This is a genomic window from Sphingomonas sp. Sph1(2015) (genome assembly GCF_001970915.1).
Taxonomy (GTDB): domain Bacteria; phylum Pseudomonadota; class Alphaproteobacteria; order Sphingomonadales; family Sphingomonadaceae; genus Sphingomonas; species Sphingomonas parapaucimobilis.
Genome location: NZ_MQUI01000064.1, coordinates 1 through 15115, shown reverse-complemented (window position 1 = coordinate 15115; position 15115 = coordinate 1). Strand labels below are relative to the sequence as shown.

Annotated in this window: 13 protein-coding genes; 4 read left to right on the top strand and 9 right to left on the bottom strand. The window is 63.9% G+C overall.

What is annotated here, in order from left to right; all coding sequences use genetic code 11:
* Positions 1-140: 140 nt before the first annotated feature.
* The 8 genes from BSZ14_RS19465 to BSZ14_RS17315 all read right to left on the bottom strand — a co-directional run bounded on the left by BSZ14_RS19465 (position 141) and on the right by BSZ14_RS17315 (position 8428).
* A complete protein-coding gene (locus BSZ14_RS19465) occupies positions 141-359 on the bottom strand; it encodes a hypothetical protein (protein WP_139330512.1) in 219 nt (72 codons plus the stop codon).
* Between the two features lie 53 nt (positions 360-412).
* Positions 413-1402, bottom strand: a complete 990-nt coding sequence (gene araD1 / locus BSZ14_RS17345) for an AraD1 family protein (protein ID WP_274533671.1) — start codon at positions 1400-1402, stop codon at positions 413-415.
* A 1-nt stretch (position 1403) separates the two neighbouring features.
* Positions 1404-2579 (bottom strand): L-rhamnonate dehydratase, encoded by a 1176-nt coding sequence (locus BSZ14_RS17340; protein ID WP_076711860.1) that lies wholly within the window; start codon positions 2577-2579, stop codon positions 1404-1406.
* Positions 2580-2593: 14 nt separating this feature from the next.
* Entirely contained in the window at positions 2594-3637 is a 1044-nt protein-coding gene (locus tag BSZ14_RS17335) for a 4-hydroxythreonine-4-phosphate dehydrogenase PdxA (protein WP_076711859.1), read from the bottom strand.
* Positions 3638-3675: 38 nt separating this feature from the next.
* Complete coding sequence (locus BSZ14_RS17330) at positions 3676-4611, bottom strand: YncE family protein (RefSeq protein ID WP_076711858.1); 936 nt, start codon at positions 4609-4611, stop codon at positions 3676-3678.
* Entirely contained in the window at positions 4608-5558 is a 951-nt protein-coding gene (locus BSZ14_RS17325) for an SMP-30/gluconolactonase/LRE family protein (protein WP_089413679.1), read from the bottom strand. Before BSZ14_RS17325 ends, BSZ14_RS17330 begins: the two co-directional genes overlap by 4 nt.
* Before the next feature lie 71 nt (positions 5559-5629).
* Positions 5630-7024 carry a carbohydrate porin gene (locus BSZ14_RS17320; protein ID WP_076711857.1) on the bottom strand — a complete coding sequence of 465 codons (1395 nt, stop codon included), beginning with the start codon at positions 7022-7024 and terminating at the stop codon, positions 5630-5632.
* Between the two features lie 27 nt (positions 7025-7051).
* A complete protein-coding gene (locus BSZ14_RS17315; protein ID WP_042490376.1) occupies positions 7052-8428 on the bottom strand; it encodes a GntT/GntP/DsdX family permease in 1377 nt (458 codons plus the stop codon).
* Between the two features lie 143 nt (positions 8429-8571).
* On the opposite strand from BSZ14_RS17315, the gene BSZ14_RS17310 reads away from it, so the two are divergent.
* Positions 8572-9300 (top strand): cytochrome b561 domain-containing protein, encoded by a 729-nt coding sequence (locus BSZ14_RS17310; protein ID WP_198930556.1) that lies wholly within the window; start codon positions 8572-8574, stop codon positions 9298-9300.
* Positions 9301-9350: 50 nt separating this feature from the next.
* Complete coding sequence (locus BSZ14_RS17305) at positions 9351-10370, top strand: LacI family DNA-binding transcriptional regulator (RefSeq protein WP_076711856.1); 1020 nt, start codon at positions 9351-9353, stop codon at positions 10368-10370.
* 178 nt (positions 10371-10548) lie between these two features.
* On the opposite strand, the gene BSZ14_RS17300 is transcribed toward BSZ14_RS17305, so the two are convergent.
* Positions 10549-10758: a hypothetical protein gene (locus tag BSZ14_RS17300; protein WP_076711855.1), complete on the bottom strand. Its 210-nt coding sequence runs from the start codon at positions 10756-10758 to the stop codon at positions 10549-10551.
* Between the two features lie 467 nt (positions 10759-11225).
* Between BSZ14_RS17300 and BSZ14_RS17295 the strand changes: the two genes are divergently transcribed.
* Entirely contained in the window at positions 11226-12269 is a 1044-nt protein-coding gene (locus BSZ14_RS17295) for an arabinan endo-1,5-alpha-L-arabinosidase (protein WP_083748324.1), read from the top strand.
* A gap of 367 nt (positions 12270-12636) precedes the next feature.
* Positions 12637-15051 carry a TonB-dependent receptor gene (locus BSZ14_RS17290; RefSeq protein ID WP_241823815.1) on the top strand — a complete coding sequence of 805 codons (2415 nt, stop codon included), beginning with the start codon at positions 12637-12639 and terminating at the stop codon, positions 15049-15051.
* The last annotated feature ends 64 nt before the right edge of the window (positions 15052-15115 follow it).

Below are 15115 nucleotides of genomic sequence, written 5' to 3'. Positions count from 1 at the left end.
TGGGGCGCTTCCGCAAGCGAAACGCCCAGGGCGATGCCCCACCCCAACCCCTCCCCTGAAGGGGAGGGGCTAAAACCGTGCAATGCTGATCGCTTTCAATTCTAGAAGCATGACCCCGCCTGTCCTTTCCGCAAGGGGTGTCACCGGGTCACGCTCTCGCAAGCGACCCGGTGGCTGGTGGTCGAGCCCATGTCGACCGAGACGGGCAACAGCATATGGGGTATTTCACAGACCCATCGGACAGCCGGCCGCTCCCGTGGTGGTGTCGCCCGCCACGGGAGAAATCCTTGCGCCGAGGCGACCAGCGCCTCGTCCAGGTCGCCGTCCGTTGCCGAGTTGAAGCCCCAAGGGCATGTCATACTTCGGCTTACCCGTCATGTGGCTGGTGTTTGTCGGAACGGTCGTGCTGCCTTCAGAGGGGCCGGACGACCGCCGGGCTATCGGTGGGTTGCGACACGAACCCGTTGCGCAGCGGACGTCCGAAACCGGGAAGCGCGATCTCGAACTCGTCACCGGGACGCGTGCGAAAACCATCGGTGAAACTCAGGGTCGCAGTTCCGAAGAAATGCACATGCATGTCCCCGGCACGGCGGAACTGGGGATATTTGAAATGATGGTGTTCCAGATTGGCGATGGTGTGGCACATATTCGCCTCGCCGGTCAGGAACGGCTTTTCCCAGACGATCGCCCCATCGCGTCGAATGCGACTGGTTCCGCGCAGGTCGTCCTCGATCGGGCCGAGCACCAGTTCGGGGCCGATCGCGCAGGCCCGCAGCTTGGAATGGGCAAGCCACAGATAGTTGCCGCGCTCGGTCACATGATCGGAGAATTCGTTGCCGACGCAAAAGCCCAGGCGGCAGGGCGTTCCGTCGGCAGCGATCAGATAGATACCGGCGAGTTCCGGTTCCTCTCCGGCGTCCTGCGCGAAATCAGGGCAGGGGATCGGCGCACCCGGCGCCACGATGCTGTCGCCGTCGCCCTTGTAAAACCATTCGGGCAGCGCGCCGATCTGCCCGGGGGCCGGACGTCCGCCGTCGAGGCCCAGCTTGAACATCTTCATCGAGTCGGTCTGGTCGGCCGTCTCCGCCAGCGACGCGTGCATTTTGGCACGCCCCTCCGCACTGCCAAGATGGGTAAGGCCGGTCCCCGACACCAGCAGATGCGCCGGATCGGGATGTGCGACGGGGGCGAGCAGGTCCCCCCGCCCAATGATCGCATCATAGTCTTGCGGTGCCCCATCGGCATGGTCGGCGATCCGTGCGGCCAAGGCGATGCCGTCACGGATCGCTGCGCTCGCATGGTCGCGAAGCGTGCCGCCCGCGCAGGGGAGGATCGAATCGCCATCGACGATGCCGGTACGGACGGAGTCTCCGTCGCGAAATTGAATGATCCGCATCGTCATGTCACTCGATGATCTCGAACTGGTCATCATAGGCATGTGACAGGGTCAGGCCCAATCCCGGCACGTCGTCGGCGAGTTGCAGGAAGCCGTCCTCCGCGATCGGTTCGCCTTCGAAGATATAGTAGAACAGCTCGTTGCCGACCTCGACCGTGTGCTTCGGGAAATATTCGCTCATGGGCGAAGCCGTGCTGCTCATGGTCAGGTGATAATTGTGCATCTGACCGGCATGCGGGATGACCGGCACCGAATGCGCCTCGCACAAGGCGTTGATCTTGGTCGCGGCGGTGATGCCGCCGACGCGGTTCGTGTCGTACTGCACCACACTGACCGCCTTGCGATCGAGCAGCTGCTTGAAGCCGTACAGGCCAAATTCGTGTTCTCCGCCGGAGATGGGAATGTCGGTCAGGGCATTCAGTTCGGCATAGCCGTCGATATCGTCGGCAATGACCGGCTCTTCCAGCCACCGCGGCTGGAACCGGGTCAGCTTGGGGAGGATCCGCTTCGCATATTCCAGCGTCCAGCCCATATAGCATTCCAGCATCAGGTCGCATTCATAGCCGATGACTTCGCGGATCGCCTCGACCGACTTCAAATTCTCGGTGACGCCGCGCTGGCCGTGCGCCGGGCCGTAGCCGAACCGCATCTTGAACGCGGTGAACCCCTTGTCGAGGAAGGTCTCTGCCTCCTCCTGCATGGTCACGATATCCTCGCGATACAGCTTAGAGTAATAGCAGGGGATCTTTTCCTTGGTGCGCCCGCCCAGCAGCTTGAAGACCGGCTTGTTCACCGATTTGCCCAGGATATCCCAGATGGCCAGGTCGATCGCGGAGATCGCGGCCATCGTCACGCCCTTGCGTCCCCAGGCCAGCGTCGCGCGGTACATGCGCTGCCACAGATATTCGTAATCCCACGGGTCCTGCCCGATCACCAGCGCGGCGAGATACTCATCGATGATCGCCTTGGCGATACGGGGCGCCAGCGCGACATTGCCCAGCCCCACGATCCCTGCGTCGGTTTCCACCTCCACCACGCACCAGTTGAGGAAGCGGAACCGCTTCATCGAATCGGCGCCATTGTCGTAAAGCTGATCCATGGCGTTGGTGCAGAAATTGGCGTGCGGTGGCACGACTTCGCCCTTCCATTCATAGACGCGGGCGCGAACGGCGGTGATCTTCATGCTATGGCTCCTGTTCAGGCGGCATCGGCCAGGCGGGCGGTCCGAGCGGACGCGCCCATGCGGCAGGCGATACGAAAGGCGTTGTGGGTGGCGTTCACGTCGGCGACATTGGTCCCGGCAATGTCATAGGCGGTGCCGTGTGCCGGGGTGGTGATCGGGATCGGCAGGCCGCCCTGCACCGTCACGCCGCGCGAGAAGCCGAGCAGCTTGATCGCGATCTGCCCCTGGTCGTGGTACATGGTGACGATGCCGTCATAGTCCCCGGCCCGGGCCTTCAGGAAGATCGTGTCGGCGGGGAAGGGGCCTTCCACCGGAAGACCCTCGGCCTGCAGCGCGGCGACCGCAGGCGCGATGATGTCGATCTCCTCGCGGCCGCAGGTCCCACCGTCCCCGCCATGCGGGTTGAGCGCGGCGACGGCGACCCGGGGGGCGGCGATGCCGCTCGCGAGCAGCGAACGGTGCAACAGACTCGCGGCGGCCTCTACCCGGTCCTGGGTGAGATGCGCGGTCACGTCCTTCAGCGGGATATGGGAGGAGATACGCGAGGTCCACAGGTCGCCCAGCGTGTTGAATTCACAGAAATAGCCCGTCACGCCGAGATATTCGGCGAAATGGTGCAGCTCGTCCTCGTGCCGCAGGCCGCCCTGCTTCATCGCGAACTTGTTGAGCGGGGCAAAGCAGATCGCATCGATCTCGCCCGCCATCGCCGCGTCCATGCATTGGTTCAGGACGGTCAGCACACTGGCGCCGCCGGCGGCATTGGCTTCGCCGCTGCGCACGTCGGCGGGATCGATCGTGTCGACAGCCAGGAAAGCCGGCGTGGAGGTATCCCCGCGGTCGCGCACGTCGGACAGCGACGCGACATCGACGGTTTCGATCGACAATCCTGTCAGAGACTTTGCCTGATCCCAAAGCCATCGGTCCCCGACAAGGACGACATTGGCCTCGGTCAGGTCCGCCTGCGCCAGAAGTTTTGCGACGAGTTCGGGACCGATGCCTGCCGGATCACCCAGGATCAGCGCGACGACGGGCAGAAGTGTGTCTGGATGCGATGTCATGGAATATTCCGTTCTGCTGAAACTGCGAGGGGCGGCCGTCACGCGGGGATCACGAACGAGACGTCGGGCTCGCGCTGGGTTGCGATCATGCGTTCGAATTGCAGCGTTTCGAGGTTGAAATACCCCACTCGGTCATCGTCCTGCGACACGAAGGCGATCGGCAATGTCGGGTGCAGGCTGAGCGCGATCGCCCGCGCATCCATCGGGATATGGACCTGTTCCTCCAACGTGTCGGAATCACAGATCGACAGGCTGCGCTCGCCATAGTTGGTCACGATCAATCGGCCGTCGCGCGCCAGATATATACGCGTCGGGTCGTCGCGCGACGGTGCGCTGCGGGTCACCGTCATGGTTGCGGTGTCGATGATCGACAGCGTGCGGCTGATCCGGTTGGTGACATAGAGGCGACGCCCGTCCGGGCTCAGCCGATACCCCTCGGGCTTCAGGCCGGGATGGCAGGCGACCGGCGCGACCAGCGGATCGCGCGGCGCGACGCGGGTGACCGTATGCGAGAGCAGGTTCATCACATAGGCCACTTCGCCATCGGGCGTCAGCGCGAAGAGGTGCGACTTGATCCCGCCGACCGGCACGGCCCGCGACGGTGCCGTGTCCCGCGCCGGATCGTCGAATGCCAGCAGTACGCCCTGTTCTTCGCTCAGCACATAAAGCCGGTCCTGCTGGTCGATCTGAACGCCGTGAGGCCGATGATAGGGCGCGAAGTCGATCGTGCGGACGTGCTGGCGGGCCGCGATGTCGATCTGGAGGATGGCGCTGCCGCCTCTTCCGGGATGGCCGGACGTTTCCACGCCATAATGGCCGACATAGGCATAATGCCGTGCGGCATCGACCACGAATTCGTGCGGGAAATCCGGTAGCGCGATCGACGCCGTCCGTTCGCCGGTCGCAAGGTCGTAATAGCTGAAACAGTGGCTGCACTTCTCGACGAGAAGCAACGTGCCCGAGATGTCCGTCATGCTGGCATGTCCTGAACGGGGCGGGCCGCCGCGCGGGTGGCCAACCGGATACGATAGAGTGAGGTGGTCGCGGTGATGAACAGCTCATCCCCATTCGGCCCGCCAAAGGTGCAGTTGCTGACCTTTTCGGGAACCGGAATGCGGGCCAGACGGGTGCCGTCGGGGTGGTAGAGCTGGATCGAGTCCGCCGAACTGGTGAAGATCCAGCCACGCGCGTCCACGCGGAAGCCGTCGGCGAGACCAGGCTCGACGACCGCGAAGACGCGCGGGCTGGTCAGGCATTGCCCGTCGACGACGTCGAAGGACAGGATATGGTGGTTGCCCGTGCCATCGTCGCGCAGCGCGGCCGAGGTGTCCGACACATACAGCACCATCTCGTCGGGGCTGAACGCGAGACCGTTGGGTTCCTCGATCCGATCGGTCGCGATCGTGATCTCCCCCGTCGCGGGATCGAAGCGATAGACGTGGTTGCCTGTCTGTTCGCTGGGAGCCTTGTGCCCCTCGCGGTCGGATACGATCCCATAGGGCGGGTCGCTGAACCAGATCGTGCCGTCGGACTTGACGACCACGTCGTTGGGGGAATTCAGGCGTCGACCGTCGAAGCGATCGACCAGCGTCTCGACCCGTCCGTCCTGCGCCGTGCGTTCGATCGCCCGCCGTCCGTGCGAACAACTGACCAAGCGGCCTTCGCGGTCGATCGTGTTCCCGTTTGTGAACTCGCAATTTTCGCGAAAGACCCGCAGCCCGTCCTGGGCCGACCAGCTCAGCATCCGGTTGGCCGGAATATCGCTCCAGACCAGCAAGCCCTGACCATCGAGCCACGCCGGGCCTTCGGACCAGGTCGCACCGCTGGCAAGACGTTCGAGCTGGCTGTCAGGATAAAAGGCGGCCCGGGCGCGCTCGTCGAAAATCTCGATCGGCAATATCGCTGATAGCTCTTCGATCATCCTCACCTCTTCGGCTTTGTCGTCGCCAGGATACAAACTTGGCAACATTTTGCAAGCGCTTGCAAAAAGACTTAGAAATTTGCGACCGTCTTGGCGCCGACGATCACCAGCGGTCTGGCATCGGGATGGCCGCCGGGGTGACGCCAGAGCTGCATGTTGGGACGAACGACCAGTCCCTTTCGGACATTGAAGCCGTAATACACCTCGACCATCTGCTCCGATCGGCGCGGAGCGAGCGTCGTCCGCCCCATATCGCAGAGCGCCTCGTCCAGACGGGTCAGATGGTCGTTGATACGGCCCAGGCCGATGCCGACGGCGAGTTCGTCCACGGGACGCAAGGGGATGAGGCCGGTGGCCGCGATCCCTGCTCCCAGCTTGCCATACATCGTGGATGCGCCGCTGGTCGTCCAGGTGGCGTTGACGAACGTGCTCACCGCGCCGCTGCCATCCGGGCGCGGGGGAATGAGCGTCTGCTGCACGTTCCCGAACACCCCCCAGTGGCGATTGTCGATGGCGCGCGGCAATTTCCCCAGGACTTGCGGCCGTCCGTCCGTATCGAACGCGATATCGGGTAATTTTGCATTGCTGTAGAAGAACCCTGCCTTGACGATCCCCGGCCGCGCCTTCCCCAGCGGATTGACGAAGCGAGCCTCGACCGGCAGCAGGATGCCGATGCCGCCGTTCGTCCGCAGGCTGAACCCAACTTCCGGGTCGATGTTGCGGGGATCGACCTGATACAGCCCGACCGCCAGTATCTTGTCGGGCGCCACGTTGATCAGCGCGCGGCCGCCCCATTGGCTGACCGGGAAATTGTACCAGAGATTGTGCGCGATATGTCCCGTAGCGGACCCGACCAGATAGAGGCTCATGAAGTCGCCGCGTCCGGCGTTGAAATCATCCCCCGGCGCCACACGCCCCAGCTTGAGGTCGATCGGTCCGATCCTGTCCTGCCAGAAAGCCGCCGTCAGCCGCCAGATCCTTCCCCGCCCAAAGGTGCCCTGCGAGAATTGGAGCAGGTTGACCCCGATCTGCCGGTCGAGGAGGGGGCCGTCGCGCTTGGTGATGGTGGCCTGGAACATACCCGGCAGTCCCATCGTCTTCCGCAGGTCGGCGGTGATGCCCGCATTGATCTGCCACACCAGCGTGGCGTCGTGCCGGGGAGCGCCCGCGGCATCTGCGCCGAACTCGCCCACGACGGACAGGGTGGGCACGATCCCCCTGGCGCTCAGTTTGGGCAGGACGCCGCCCCAGTCGCCGAACAGGCGCGGGTTGGCAGTGATCGGCACATTCGTTCCCGGCGGCGATGGTTTGCGGGAAGGATGCGCCACTTCCTGCGATCGCGACGGTAACGGTGCGGGGTCGCCCGCCAGCTCGGGTTGGGCGGGCACGGTTGCCACCGGCTGCGGGTCGGCGGGGGAGGCGGACGGAAAGGCCGTGGCAATGGCCGCGGCGATGACGGTCAGCATGGCGTGATATCCTTGTCAAAGGAGCGGTTACGGGACGACCTGCCAGAGCAGGGCGATCAGGAGGAAGGCGATGCCGCCCCCCGCCGCCGTCGCCGGCGTCCACCGAGTGAGGCCTTCGCGTGTCGTCAGTCCACTCAGTCGCGTGACGAACCAGAAGCCGCCGTCATTGACGTGCGACAGGCACATGCCGCCCGCACCCATCGCCAATGCGAGCAGCGCCAGCCGATTCGGCGACAGGTCCATCGTTGCGACCAGCGGCTGCAGGATGCCGGCCGTCGCCATCAGTGCGACGGTGGTCGGCCCTTGAAGGACCCGCAACGCCAGGGTCGCCGCGAACGCCAGCGCAAGCACGGGAAGGCCCGTATCCTGCAAGGCTCCGCTCAATGCGGCGCCAACGCCTGTGCCGACCAGGATCTGGGCCAGTCCGCCCCCGGCGCCGGTCACCAGGATGACCATCGCCGTCGGGGGCAGTGCGGATGCCAGCGTGTCGGACACCACCGACATGGGCTGCCCCCGTCGAATGCCAAGCAGCCAGGCACATAGAAGGACGTCGATCAGCAGGGCGATATAGGGAACGCCCAGGAGGCCGATCACATAGGCCACGACGGAACCGGCAGGCAGCAGGGCGCCAGCCAGCATCCCGCCCAGGATCAGGACGATCGGCAGGGCGATCACGCAAACGATCAACGACACGGGCACCTCGTCCAGCGCGCTGGACCGCTGGATCGCACTGACCCCATGGCCCTCCGGCAGATGGCCGCCCTGCTCGATCTGCTCGGCGACTTCCGGAAGCACGCCGACCGGGCGCCGCATGATGACGCGGGTGACCGGGAACATCAGCATCGCCGTCACCGCCGCGATCGGAAGCCCGAACAGCACCATTCGCCCCAGATCGATCCCCAGAATACCGGCGACCGCAACGGCTCCGGGATGTGGTGGCAGCAGCGAATGCACCAGAAGGAGGATCGCGCAGACCGGAACGGCATAGACAGCGGGTGGGCGGCCGGTGCGACGCGACACGCCGTAGATCACCGGCATCAGCATGATGACCCCGACCTCGAAGAAGACGGGGATGCCCAGGATGAACGCGGTGGCGCAAAGGGCCAGGGGAATGCGATCGGTGCCGAACCGGGCGGCCAGGGCATCCGCAAGTGCCCTGGCCCCTCCGGATTGATCGACCATGCGGCCGATCATCGCCCCAAGCGCGACGAGAAGGGCGACGTGGCCCAGCGTCTTGCCCACCCCTCCCTCGACCATCTTCAGGGCGGCCTCGACGCTGCCGACGCCGGCCGCGGCAAGCAGCGTGGCCACGATGGTCAGGGACAAGAAGGGATGCAGTCGCAGCTTCAGGATCATGAACAGGAGCAGGGCCAGTGACCCTAGCCCGAGCAGCAACGGCGTCATGCTTTCCAAAATCTCTCTCCTATTCCCGCGAACCGCTTTCGGTTTCGCTGCCTCCCCATCAGTTCAATCACGTTTTGCAAGCGCTTGCAATATTCGATCGCCATGCGTAGGTTTGACGGATAAGAAGTTGTTGGGACGAGGACATGCCCGAGTGGATTCAGGCCATGGTCGCATGGGCGATGACACCCCTGTCAGGTGCCAGTGAACATCACATTGCGGTCATCGTGTCGTGGCATGCCCGCTGCATGGTTGTGGGATGGAACATCCTGCTGCCGCTTGGCATGCTGGTCGCCCGATTCCTTAAAATCCCTCGCCTTTCGCAATGGCCCCACAAACTCGATCAACGGCTGTGGTGGCTGCTCCACGTACGGCTCCAGGTCGCCGGGTGCGCCATGGCCGCGATCGGCCTTGCCCTGATCCTGGGGCACGGCAGGGATCAAGGTGCGATGGCGCTATGGCATCATCGACTGGGATGGGCGGTGATGTCCGCCGCGCTCCTCCAGATACTGGGCGGCATGTTGCGCGGGACAAAGGGCGGCCCGACCGACCGGACGAGTCTGCGCGGCGATCATTATGATATGACGTTGCGGCGTCGTATTTTCGAGCGCGTGCACAAGTCTCTGGGCTGGCTCTGCCTGCCACCGGTATGGGCCGCGACGGCACTGGGCCTGATCATGGTCGACGCGCCGCGCTGGATGCCTGTTGTCCTGACGATCTGGTGGGTGGCTTTCCTTGTGGTCTTTATCCACCTGCAACGCACCGGACGGTGTTACGACACCTACCATGCCATCTGGGGCGATGACCCCGGCCATCCCGGCAATAGCCGACGTCCGATTGGCATCTGGGTTCGGACCCATCCGACGCGGGGATGACTGGCGGGGGCGGCTTGCCATATAGCCGAATATCGGGCTGAATCGTCGACATGACCCGCCGCAGCCCCACCCTGAACGAAGTCGCTCGCCTGGCAGGCGTATCGCCTTCCGCAGTCTCCAGGACATTCACCGTCGGTGCCAGCGTGGCAGACAAGACGCGAGCCAAGGTCCTTCAGGCGGCGGAATTGATCGGATACCGCCCGAACCTGCTGGCACGCTCACTCAGCAGGCAACGCAGCGGCACGGTGGGAATAGCCGTCACCCGCCTCGAGAACAGTTTCAACTCGCTGCTGCTCGAAGAGTTGGCCACGGCCTTGCAACGCGTCGGATTGGGGTGTCGCCTGATCGTGACGGGTGACCGAGATGCCGTGGATGTCCGTATCGAAGAGGTTCTCCAACATCAGATCGACGTTCTGGTGTTGTGCGCCGTCAATCTCTCATCCCGAATCGAGGAAGAATGCGCCGCAGTCGGCGTGCCCGTCGTTATGGTCAACCGCATCACACCGGGTGTCGGACGCAGCGCCCGGGCGATCGCCATTGTCGGGTCCAATGAGGACGGCGGCCGGGTGGTCGCCGATCATCTGGCGGAGGCGGGCCATCGCAGCTTTGCCTTCATCGCCGGCTCCGTCGACGCATCGAACAGCCGTGAACGCGAAGCCGGGTTCATTGCGGGCTTGGCCAAAAGCGGTTTGCCCGCGCCCATCGTTGAGACGGGCCATTACACCTTCAACGGAGCGATGGACGCGACCCGCACGATATTGAACACGGTCAATCGACCTGATGCCCTTTTCTGCGCCAATGATCATATGGCGCTTGCCGCCATCACGGTCGCGCAAACGGAATTCGGCTTGTCCGTCGGGAAAGACATTTCCATCGTTGGCTTCGACGATTCGCCCGCGGCGCGTTTCGGCGCAGGCTTGACCAGCTTTTCGCAGCCCGCCAGCCTCATGGCCGAAGAGGCGGCCAGAAATATCATCGCGCTTCTCGGCGGGAACAGGACGGAAGACGGACTTTTCGTTGTCCCTGGATCATTGAAAATACGAGGATCTTCGCGGCCCGCTAATCCGTAGGGCGATGTATGGACTTTCGACGGATCATGCCTTCGCGAGCGTCGCTGAAGGCTATTGTGAATTGGGGAAGGGGCGGGCGAATGGCCGACGTCCCTCTGGCCGTTTCCGTTCAAACTTGCGCTACCTGTCGGGATGCCACGCGGCGATACCGCTATTGCCCAAGGTGACTCCAGCCCATCTATCGAATGGCGGCCTCGGCTATCGCCACGGTTGCGGCCCTACCTCTTCGCCGTTCCATTTCCTGGGCGGGTGAGGCGCCCTGCCCGAACGACTGCTTGGCAACACTGTGTGGCTTGAACCGCTGGTCCAGATAGCCGCCCGCGACCGAGCCACCCAGCACCAGGGCACCGATGATACCGGCGCCGAGAAACCCTGTGCTGCGTCTCATATGACCACTCCCGAATGCGTGCAGGCAAATACGGGTCGGAAACGGGCCTGTCTGGGGCAGGCTCCCTGCGAAACAGTTTATTACACGTCTCGCGCATCACAGCCTGGATCGGTGCCTGGCCCGTCATGCCCGGCCGGTTGGCACCCGAGCGATCCGCGTCGTAAAGGCGGGCGATCCCATATCCGATCAAAACCGCCACCGTCGTCTGAACCCCTGTTCGACCGTGACAGCGGCGACAGTCCCCAAGCGACCAACCGCCCAAATCTCTTCCGATCCGTTCGATAATAACAGGCCAATGATCCGGCTGCCCAACTCTGGCCTCGGCGGGGCACCATTGTCCGGTAAGACTGGCGAGTCTTCTCAGACATCACCGCGCCGCTTGCATCGACTTATGTCGGACTATAACCCGGTCTATCAGGACGCCGGGGGAATTCATGATCCGGCGGTGAAGCGGGAGGGGGCGCGTCATGCGCAAATTGGGCCGATCGCGCCATTTGTATCTGTTGCGGGCCATGGTGCTCGTCAGCGCGGTGGCGCTGGGCAGCAAGGCCGTATTCCCGGCACCGCGTGAAGAGGTTCTGCTGGGGGATGTCGTACCCGCGCATGATCCGGTGCTGATTCGCGAAGGCGATCGCTATTACGTCTATTCGACGGGACAGCGCGAGCGGCGGCCGCTGGTGGCCCGGACTTCGCGCGACCTGCGACACTGGGCTGCGTTGCCGTCGCCTTTGCCCGATCTGCCGGACTGGGCACGGGCAGCAGTGCCCGGCGCGCGCGAGATGTGGGCTCCCGACATTACGCGGGTCGGAAATCGATACAGGCTATATTATTCGGTTTCCCGCTTCGGCACGCAGCATTCGGCGATCGGATTGGCGACCGCCACGACGCTGGACCCGGCCGCGCCCGGCTATGGCTGGCGGGACGAGGGGCTGGTGATCGCCTCGCGGGAGGGGGATCCGTATAATGCGATCGACCCGGCGTTCGCGCGTGATCGCGGTGGCGGAGAATGGCTGAGCTTTGGAAGTTTCTGGGGCGGGATCCAGCTGGTCCGGCTCGATCCGCAGAGCGGAAAGCCTGCGGCGGGCGCCACGCCGCAGATGATCGCCCGGCGTGATATGGGGGACAAGACCAATGCGATCGAAGCGCCCTTCATCATCGATCATGGCGGATGGTACTGGCTGATCGTATCGTTCGACTTTTGCTGTCGTGGAACCAGCAGCAGTTATCATCTGCGCATCGGGCGCGCGCGGTCGATCGAAGGCCCCTATCTGGACCGTTCGGGCCGGGCGATGCGCGAGGGCGGCGGGACGGTATTGCTTCGGGCGGATGCGGCAGGGCGCGATCGCTTTCGGGGGCCGGGTCATGCCGGCGTGATGCGTGATCGCGACGGGCACCATTATCTGGTCCATCATGCCTATGACGCGGCGGCCGGGGGCGTCGCGACGTTGCGGATCGCCCGGCTCCAATGGGACAGGGCGGGATGGCCGGTCGTGGAAAAGACGGCGTCCTGACCATCGCGTCGTTTCGGCGGGTGGGCGATCCATTGCCCGATTTTGACATAACAGGTCGCGATCGTTTCCGGCGGCCAGGCTCCGAAGCGCCGGAAAGATCCGTGCGCCAATCTAAAAGACCGACAAGTGAGCCTTTGTCCAAATGGGGCAGGCCCGTCATCCTATCTCCCTGAATACCAACCGAAATGACATGATCGAAAGCGCTAACATCTTCACAGGCCCGCCGTTGGGGAGTGTGACCCAAAATCCACTATCTGAACCTTGTATAAAATTTTTGTTATCATCGTCTTGACCAGGCTGGGAGTTAGTCAGACAAATCGTCCCGTCACTGGCACCGAAAACTCGGGCCAAATGGAGGGGAAATCTGATGAAGCGCCACATCCTTTTGCTGTCCGTCACGCCATGGGCGTTGCTGGCGGCCCCCGCCATGGCCCAGACGTCGACGAACGCGAAGACGACCCAGCCCGCCGATCCGAACGCCCCGATCGAGGCGCAGACCGCCATCGGCATTCGCCAGGACGTCGCCGAAGTGCCGGACCGCAGCCCGGTCCAGGCCTCGACCACCGGCCTGCCCGAAACGCAGGCCGATCCGCGCGATATCGTCGTCACCGGCTTTCGCGCCAGCCTGGGTTCGGCGCAGGCGATCAAACGCAATTCCGACGCGATCCTCGATGCGATCGTCGCACAGGACATCGGCAAGCTGCCCGACAATACGGCGGCCGAGTCGCTGGCGCGCGTGACCGGCGTCCAGGTCAGCCGCTATAGCGACGAAGTGAATCAGGTGCTGGTCCGCGGTCTGCCCGACGTGGCGACGACCTTCAACGGGCGCGACATCTTCACCGCCGAGGGGCGGCGCGTCGCGCTCCAGGATTTTCCGGCGGGCGCACTGGCGGGCCTCGAAGTCTACAAGTCCGGCACCGCCGACCTGCTGGAGCCCGGGCTGGCGGGCCTCATCAACGTGCGTTCGCGTCGGCCTTTCGACTTCGAAAAGGGCTTCACGATCGCGGGCGGCGTTCGCGGCACCTATAACGACCAGTCGAAGAAATTCGACCCGCTGGGCAACCTGCTGATCAGCCAGCGCGCCGACACCGCGATCGGCGAGATCGGCTGGCTCATCAACGCCTCCTATACCCAGGCGCAGTATCGCAATGCGGTACGCTGGGGCGAGAACAATTCCAACTCGCCGACCGCGGGCACGACCGTGCTGCCGACGTCGGTCGGCCGCGATTTCCAGGTTCCGACCGCGGTCGGCGTCTATAATGACAGCGGCAAGCGCTGGCGTCCGGCGGTCAATGCCAGCGTCCAGTGGCGCCCGGCGCACAATCTCGAACTCTATTACGACTTCCTCTATCAGGGCTATCGCGGCGAGATCGCGAACGACTGGTTCCGCGTTCCGCTGCTCGACAACAACCCGACGCTGAGCGACGTCGTACTGCGCCCCGGCCAGCCGCTTCAGGTGCAGAGCCTGACCAAGACCGGCGGCTATCGCCCCGAGGCGTATCGCAGCACGCGCAAGGGCTACACCAATACCTATCAGGCGGCGGGCGGCGCCAAATGGGATATCGGTCGCGCGCATCTGTCGACCGATCTGGCCTATACCAGCTCGCAATATGGCGAGGACGAATGGAGCTTCGACACGGCCTTCTCCAAGCCGCCGGTCGCGAACGTCAATTTCTTCGTCAACGATGGCGTATCGTTCGACCTGCCGGGCTTCGACAACACCAACCCGGCCAACTATATCTGGCGCGGTTACTTCGAAGCGACCTACCGCGTGCAGGGCAAGGGGTGGCAGTGGCGCACCGACCTGGACCTCGATACCGACTTGTCGCTGTTCCCCAAGCTGCAATTCGGTATCCGCTGGACCGATCGCGACGCGTCGCTGAAGCGCGGCAACCGCTATGCCTATACCGAGCCGCTCGCGATCCCGCTGTCGCAGGTTCCGACCGGCGATCTGGGGCTGACCCAGAATGCGTTCCGCGGCAACCAGGGCTTCACCAGCTGGCTGATGCCGTCGCGGGACGGCATTGCGGGCAATGCGCCGCAGCTTCGTGAATATGCCTTCAACGCGCTGCAACGGCTGGTCGCGGCCAATCCGGCCGATCAGGGCTATCGCGACGCGCTGAACCGTTTCGCATCGCCCAACGTCCAGCTGGACCCGCTGGCGGCCTTCTACGCGACCGAACAGACCTATGCCTTTTACGGGCAGGCCAAATATGAGTTCAATATCGGCTCGGTGCGGTTCGACGGTATGCTCGGCACGCGGGTCGTCAATACGGTGGGCGAGTATCGGGGCATCTCGACGGTGCTGTTCGACGGCACGCGTCGCAGCGAGGTGCGCACCACCCGCGCCAATTATGTCGACATCCTGCCCAACGTCTCGCTGCGCATCCGGCCCGACGACAAGCTGCAGATTCGCTTCGGTGTCACCAAGACGCGGACCAAGCCTGAATTCAGCCAGCTGAATCCGGCCCTGAACATCGAGCAGAACACGCAGCAGGTCGTTCCCGACCAGCCGCTTGATCCACGTTTCCCGGCGGGTTTGAACACGCGGCCCAACGCCTATGGCAGCGGCGGCAATCCCGACCTGCGGCCGCTGACCTCGACCAACTATGACGCGACGGTCGAATATTATTTCTCGCCGACCGCGTCGCTGACCGCCGCCATATTCTACCGTGATCTCGACGGATTCATCAGCAATTACGTCAATCGGACCATCGATCCCTTTATGGATGGCCCGCCCCTAAACCGAACCGTTGTTATCGCACGACAGCGGGTCGTTTGAGGAAGGAGCCAAGGTCATGGACGTATCGGTTCTCGGGATCGATCTGGGCAAGAACAGCTGCAGC

What these genes read in the sequence shown, in the direction of transcription:
- BSZ14_RS19465 (WP_139330512.1), bottom strand. Translation starts at nt 359, where the DNA reads ATGACATGCCCTTGGGGCTTCAACTCGGCAACGGACGGCGACCTGGAC.
- araD1 (WP_274533671.1), bottom strand. Translation starts at nt 1,402, where the DNA reads ATGACGATGCGGATCATTCAATTTCGCGACGGAGACTCCGTCCGTACC.
- BSZ14_RS17340 (WP_076711860.1), bottom strand. Translation starts at nt 2,579, where the DNA reads ATGAAGATCACCGCCGTTCGCGCCCGCGTCTATGAATGGAAGGGCGAA.
- BSZ14_RS17335 (WP_076711859.1), bottom strand. Translation starts at nt 3,637, where the DNA reads ATGACATCGCATCCAGACACACTTCTGCCCGTCGTCGCGCTGATCCTG.
- BSZ14_RS17330 (WP_076711858.1), bottom strand. Translation starts at nt 4,611, where the DNA reads ATGACGGACATCTCGGGCACGTTGCTTCTCGTCGAGAAGTGCAGCCAC.
- BSZ14_RS17325 (WP_089413679.1), bottom strand. Translation starts at nt 5,558, where the DNA reads ATGATCGAAGAGCTATCAGCGATATTGCCGATCGAGATTTTCGACGAG.
- BSZ14_RS17320 (WP_076711857.1), bottom strand. Translation starts at nt 7,024, where the DNA reads ATGCTGACCGTCATCGCCGCGGCCATTGCCACGGCCTTTCCGTCCGCC.
- BSZ14_RS17315 (WP_042490376.1), bottom strand. Translation starts at nt 8,428, where the DNA reads ATGACGCCGTTGCTGCTCGGGCTAGGGTCACTGGCCCTGCTCCTGTTC.
- BSZ14_RS17310 (WP_198930556.1), top strand. Translation starts at nt 8,572, where the DNA reads ATGCCCGAGTGGATTCAGGCCATGGTCGCATGGGCGATGACACCCCTG.
- BSZ14_RS17305 (WP_076711856.1), top strand. Translation starts at nt 9,351, where the DNA reads ATGACCCGCCGCAGCCCCACCCTGAACGAAGTCGCTCGCCTGGCAGGC.
- BSZ14_RS17300 (WP_076711855.1), bottom strand. Translation starts at nt 10,758, where the DNA reads ATGAGACGCAGCACAGGGTTTCTCGGCGCCGGTATCATCGGTGCCCTG.
- BSZ14_RS17295 (WP_083748324.1), top strand. Translation starts at nt 11,226, where the DNA reads ATGCGCAAATTGGGCCGATCGCGCCATTTGTATCTGTTGCGGGCCATG.
- BSZ14_RS17290 (WP_241823815.1), top strand. Translation starts at nt 12,637, where the DNA reads ATGAAGCGCCACATCCTTTTGCTGTCCGTCACGCCATGGGCGTTGCTG.